At 63.9% G+C, this 5,385-nt stretch carries 6 protein-coding genes; 2 read left to right on the top strand and 4 right to left on the bottom strand.

Going from position 1 to position 5,385, the window contains the following annotated elements; genetic code table 11:
* Window positions 1–96: 96 nt before the first annotated feature.
* Both RF640_RS18635 and RF640_RS18630 read right to left on the bottom strand, forming a co-directional pair.
* Window positions 97–987, bottom strand: coding sequence for a hypothetical protein (locus RF640_RS18635; protein ID WP_368828633.1), 891 nt, complete (start codon window positions 985–987; stop codon window positions 97–99).
* Between the two features lie 135 nt (window positions 988–1,122).
* Window positions 1,123–1,593 carry a multiprotein-bridging factor 1 family protein gene (locus RF640_RS18630; protein WP_368828634.1) on the bottom strand — a complete coding sequence of 157 codons (471 nt, stop codon included), beginning with the start codon at window positions 1,591–1,593 and terminating at the stop codon, window positions 1,123–1,125.
* A 519-nt stretch (window positions 1,594–2,112) separates the two neighbouring features.
* Between RF640_RS18630 and RF640_RS18625 the strand changes: the two genes are divergently transcribed.
* Window positions 2,113–2,781: a hypothetical protein gene (locus tag RF640_RS18625; protein WP_368828632.1), complete on the top strand. Its 669-nt coding sequence runs from the start codon at window positions 2,113–2,115 to the stop codon at window positions 2,779–2,781.
* 354 nt (window positions 2,782–3,135) lie between these two features.
* Entirely contained in the window at window positions 3,136–3,855 is a 720-nt protein-coding gene (locus RF640_RS18620; protein WP_368828631.1) for a hypothetical protein, read from the top strand.
* 199 nt (window positions 3,856–4,054) lie between these two features.
* Here RF640_RS18620 and RF640_RS18615 read toward each other — a convergent pair whose 3' ends face one another.
* Together RF640_RS18615 and RF640_RS18610 are read right to left on the bottom strand one after the other, a co-directional pair.
* A complete protein-coding gene (locus tag RF640_RS18615; RefSeq protein WP_180814805.1) occupies window positions 4,055–4,459 on the bottom strand; it encodes a DUF4913 domain-containing protein in 405 nt (134 codons plus the stop codon).
* A gap of 2 nt (window positions 4,460–4,461) precedes the next feature.
* A partial coding sequence (locus RF640_RS18610) for a type IV secretory system conjugative DNA transfer family protein (RefSeq protein ID WP_368828630.1) occupies window positions 4,462–5,385 on the bottom strand: 924 nt, incomplete at its 5' end.

Genomic DNA, 5,385 nt, shown 5'->3' with positions numbered 1-5,385 from the left:
CAAGAAGATGAGTGATCAGGGGGTCAACCTTCAGATGCCGGAAAGGGGTCAGTTTTCACTCGCCGTTGACAGCCCTCCGCAGCTTCCTCTTCCCAGTTACGTGCCGGTGACGGGGGTCGGCAATTCGGTCAGCTCGTATGTAGGCCGCCCCATTTTGATCTGGCGTTCCTTTACGACTTTCCGCAACTCATCCGCTCTCATCGCGCGGTCTCTTCCATGGTGCAGTCGGTCATGGCACGTCCCGCAGACCGCACCAATCCAGTCCACCAGATCCACGTCTGCTACGACGTGATGGGCCTGGAAGTGCGGATTGCCTTCATCGTCGACCCAACCTGGGGGGAGCAGGCACGACTCACATACCCCGCCGAAATCGATGGCGCGTCTGAGCACATATAACGTCTTCATAGGGTCTGACTGTCGCTTGTCCTTGCTGCGACTCAGACCCCGCTTGCGCTCGGCCCCGTTCTTTTGCAGCCCCTTCTCCACGGCAGACCACAAAGCGTCCTCACCGGGGAGCTTAGGTGCCGACAGCGGAGCCACCATCGGCAACGAGGACTTCGGACCAACTGACAGCGTCACAAGCCGAAATCGCATGTCCGGCCGTGGCGTTCCCGAACCGTCGATACTTACGCCAGGACTGTGCTCGACAACGTGGAAGCCCCCCAGGCATTTCCAATCCGCCCCTGTGCGTTCCATTTTGTAGAAAACCGTGACGGGCCGATCGATGTCCTCCGCCTCGATGAGTGCCCGGTTGCCCCAGGTGTAGCCCATGGGCCCCGTCGAGCCCTCTCCCGAGTAGACAAACTCTCGCGGCTCTTTGATCCACTTATTCGCGTAGAACTTCTTGAACGGATTCCAGAAGATGCACAGCTCGTCGCCGACTTGGACGATGCCGGCGTATGCAGTTCCGGGCTTCAGGCCGTCTGCGGCCGCGTCCCTGTGCAGATTTTGGCGGTCGTACACGGAGTCTTGCTGAAAGCGGCTCATGGCCCCAAGCATCGCTGGTGAAAGGACCTTAGGTCGCGAAGTAGTCGTTGAGTTGTCAAAGGGTGTCGTAAGGGTCCCTTCGGACTCATGGCTCATCTACCGAGCGCATCGGCCTCCCGGGGTGAGGGGTGAAGGTTACCGGGGTTTTCCCGCTGGACCGGTGTACTGCTTGACCTGTACGGGGGTTCCACCCACGACTATGTCCGCGGTCTCGAGGGTAGCGTCCGTGATGCTGGCTCCGGATGTGATGCGGGCGCCCCGCACGGCTCGAGCGGTGCGGTAGGCCACCACTCGCCACCAGCGGGCCGTGGGAGTCAGCGGTGCTCCAGGCAACGGAATGGTAGGCAGCTCGTCGTCGCGGGTGTAGGCGCCAATGGTCGGCACGGCAGGGGCACTGCGTCTGGTGAGGCGGGCGGCGAGAGCGGCAGCGAGTGCATCGGTGTAAGACTCCAGATGTTCCAATCTGCGGCGGACGTCGTCAGGGATGGTGCTCTGCCCTCTCTCCCATGTGCGGACCAAGGACACAGACACGTCCAGGGCATCGGCCAGGACTTCACGAGTCAAGCCCAGGGCTTCGCGGGTGGCCAATAGCTCTAGCGGCTGCATGCGTTCGCCGGCTGGAGTCGGAGAGAGCGCCCATACAACAGCCAGGGCCTCGGCTTCTAGGACATTTGATTCGTTGAAGAGAGCTTCTTGCAGCTGGCTGTCTGAGGTGCCCTGCACGGTGACGCGAGCTGGCAGGCACTTCTGGATCTCAGCATCAGTTAAGGCCAGCCCAGAGTCTGGCCCCGTCTCGGAAGGGAGGTGAGGGGTCCTTGGGGTCGTGATCTTCCGCTTCGAGGGCTCACTACCTGCCATAGAACTGCTCCCCGAGAGACGAGTGGATTGTTGTGCCTACTGTACCCCCATTGGGGGAGCTACAGGAGAACCGAACCCCTGTAAAATATCGACGTAGGGAAAAATACACTCCAGTTACTGGAAATCACAGGCGCACTTGTGGGGATGGTAGCGGACTAGATTGAGCCGCAAAATGAGGATCTACCCGCTGATCCATGGGCCTTGTGCAAGCAGTAGGAAGGTCGGGGCAAGCAGCTCGCGGGGAAGTGACAACAGAAAGGAACCACCGTGTCCGCCAACACGTTTCCTTCCGCGTTCCCAGCCGAGCCGCCGTCCGAGCAGCCTCGCCAGCGGCCGAAACTCACCGCCCCGGTAACCATCGAGTGCCTCACGCCTGCGGGGGTCGCGTTCCTCACCGGGCTGGAGTTCCAGAAGATCACTGCCCGTTCCGAGCTCCCGACCGTAGCCGGGGTGTACGCCTGGTCGACGGATCGGGATGCGGGGAACTACTACAACGGCTGCGCCGCCGGCGTGGAGGGCGTGCGGGGCCGGGTCGCGCAACAGATGAGTCAGAGGGACTTGTACCGCGCGGATCTGACCAGCCATACCGGGCCTAAGCTCGACAACGGCCGCTACGTCTGGTGGAACCCGCTGGTGAAGTTCGGCGTGGAGATGGATCTGGTGCCCTTCGTCGCTCCCATTGCTCCAACGCCGTCGTGGGTCGACGAGCTGGTGAGCCTCGGCCGCCTCGCTCCCGAGCACGCCCCGAAGACGGTGACGGACTGGGAGGCATTCATCTTCGAATGCTCTCGCCTGCTGACCGGGCACCGCTCCCTTCTCGGGGGCAACGCCTCGTGGTCCAGCTCGTCCACGAGCCAACGCATGACCATGGCAGCCGAAGCGCGCCTGAAGTGGCTGGAGGAGCAGGGTTTGCTGGACGAGGAGCAGCTGTTCTAGCCGCACCAGTGGAACCAGGCCCTGGCCAGTACACACCGCGAACCAAGGGGGGGCCATGAGCGCGCTGCCGAGCAAGGAGCCGTCGTGCCCTCGGTGCGGATCCAAATTCATCCAAGTCCTGGACTTCATCCGGGGGCCCCGCCCTGAGGCGAAGTACGTCGGCCATGGGTGCGACAAGGTGTACACCGCCTACGTCCCCGGTGATTGGAACCCACCTCCCGGGTGGCTACCCGCCTTTATGTGAAAGGCCAGCCCTCACTGCTCTCACAGCGTTGGGTCACATGCACGCCCGCGTGGGCGACCTTAGGAACTCACAGGGGATACGGCGTCAACAACTCATAGAAGGAATACCTCATGACCATCACCAAGACCGCCATCGACCCCGAGACCATCGACCTGCTCGTCGAGCAGGAGGACGTCCGGTACTACGTCGGCATCCTCGACTGGATCATTGCCGGCCTGGACTGGGGTCGCGAAGACTCGCAGTTCGTCCAGCTGTGCTCCACCGACACCAATGCCCCGGTCCTGCTCATCGAGGTCAACGGGGTGACCCTGCGCTTCCCGTTCATCCCAGGCTGGGGAACCATGGACGTGGCATGTCCGCCAGTGGTGATCGAGCGCCCGATCTTTGAGGTATCCCGTGACCTCGCCAGGGACGTCATCGAGCCCGAGGGCCGCCGAAAGTCCGGGAGCCGCCCGCGGCGCGACAAGCCCAATTCCCACGAACACTGGGTGAAGATCAAGTACGCGGGCTGCCCGCCATGGCGGGAGCAGAAGGGCTTCCGCATCGCCGCTGGCAAAACCCATGTGCAGCACAGTCTTCCCGTGAGCTACGAGCCCATCGTGGACCCGGCCGTGTTCGACGCCAAACGCGGGGCCGCCCCGGCGCTTCGGGAAGACGTGCCGGCATCCGTGCTGGCCGATCTCGGGCTGTTGGCAGAGACGGTATGCCCCGGTGCGAGGATGAAGTTTCACACCGCGCACGTTGAAGGTGAGCGCATCTACTTCTTCGACCTCCGCTACGACGGGGAGGTAATCGCTGACGGACGCATGGACCCCGACCTCACACGGTAAGCAAGCCCCATAGGTACCACCTCCGGTCCCGGACGTTCCGTGGCCCGGGGCCGAATGCTTAAGCCGTAGATCTGAGGCTCTTCCCAGATAAGCGTGGATAAAGGGGGTGGGACCGAGGTATCCGGGGAAGTAGGCAATGCCGAGGGGCATAGCACGGTGGATGCCCCTGTCACGGACTGCGTCCCTTTCGCTGTGACGTTCAGTCGAAGAGGCCCTCCGGCGGTGGTTCCAGGGTCAGGGGCACTCCCTTGGGGCTGTGCGTCCTGGGGGTGCAACCGTGGAAGGGTCCTTTCTCCTCGAAGAGCACACGCATCGTGGGGTCGGCGTAGTCGCGCCACCACACGGCCAATCCCGTGGACGGGTCGGTGCGTAGCTGCTCCCACGCCCGCCACAACCCCGTCAGACGGCTCACCGCTTCCTCATGTCGCCACCACTGGGCGCACCAGGTGAACGTGGTCGAGCGACCCGCAGGGTCCAGCTGACGTCGGTACACGGGCGCCAGTTGCTCGGTCACGAACTGGGCCACGTTCGCGTAGAACAGCTGTGCAGGAGGCTGTTCCTCGACGTCCTCGTTGCCCTCCTCGGCTTCCTCTTCCCAGTTCATGTCTACTCCTTCACCAGAGCCGCCCACCGGTTCCCGGCAGGCACGGCCGCCGCTGGCTCAGCAGCCGGCTTCTCGGGCTCGTCGCCCTGGCCGACGGTGGCCGCCCTCGGGCTGTTGTGGGCTTCTTCGGAGGCCCTGGACGCATCCGCGTAGGGGCGGTGGTCAATCGAGATGGTGCGCAGCAGCACGGCCCGAGCCCCGGAGCCAAACATCACGGCCCTCCCCTTGGGCAGGGCGGCCAGGTCAGCCACGGAGAGGATGTCGTCGGTGGCGTCCTGGCGGGAGGTGGACCCGGAGTCCTTCTGCCTCGAGGAGGAGACGGAGGTGTAGGTGTACTTGCCGATCAGCTCCGAGAGCATCTTCAAGTAGCCCTCCTCCTTGACGTTGCCGCCGTAGGTGACGACGTTGGCGGTGGAGAACAGCTTGCGCATCCCGGACTCCCCCCACACGTCCACACCTTGGGACCAGGACTGCAGGAACGTGGAGACCACGATGCCGCGAGACCCGTAGTGGCTGTACAGGTTGGGCAGGTTCATCCACCGGCACACGTTGGCGGCCTCATCGAGCACACAGAGCATGGGGGTGGCCAGCCGGCCCCCGCGCTGGGTGACGGCGTGTTCCTCGGCGGCGGTCACGGTGGCCACCGTCAGCGCGGTCACCAGGGGCCCGGCGGTACCGGCCCCTTCCTTGGACAGGGCGTAGAGGGTGTGCTTGCCGCGCACGAACGCCTGGGGATCGAACTGCGGGCGATCGTCGTCGGGACGCAAAGGGTTGACCCAGGCGGCGATCTTCTCGTTCTTCAGGCACGCGGCCATCTGCAGGGCGGTGGAGTAGACGCTGCCCCGGTACTTCTCTGGTTGCTGGATCGTGCTGGCCACCGAGTCGGCTTCCTTGGTCCACCCGTGCTCATCGAGCAGTAGCGCCGG

Source organism: Kocuria sp. CPCC 205231 (assembly GCF_040980965.1).
GTDB lineage: Bacteria > Actinomycetota > Actinomycetes > Actinomycetales > Micrococcaceae > Kocuria > Kocuria rosea.
The sequence above is the reverse complement of the archived record's forward strand: the minus strand, read 5'-3'. Positions and strand labels throughout refer to the sequence as shown.

Excerpts from the sequence above, each read along its gene's own strand:
- RF640_RS18615 (WP_180814805.1), bottom strand. The coding sequence starts at position 4,459 with ATGAACTGGGAAGAGGAAGCCGAGGAGGGCAACGAGGACGTCGAGGAA.
- RF640_RS18620 (WP_368828631.1), top strand. The coding sequence starts at position 3,136 with ATGACCATCACCAAGACCGCCATCGACCCCGAGACCATCGACCTGCTC.
- RF640_RS18635 (WP_368828633.1), bottom strand. The coding sequence starts at position 987 with ATGAGCCGCTTTCAGCAAGACTCCGTGTACGACCGCCAAAATCTGCAC.
- RF640_RS18630 (WP_368828634.1), bottom strand. The coding sequence starts at position 1,593 with ATGCAGCCGCTAGAGCTATTGGCCACCCGCGAAGCCCTGGGCTTGACT.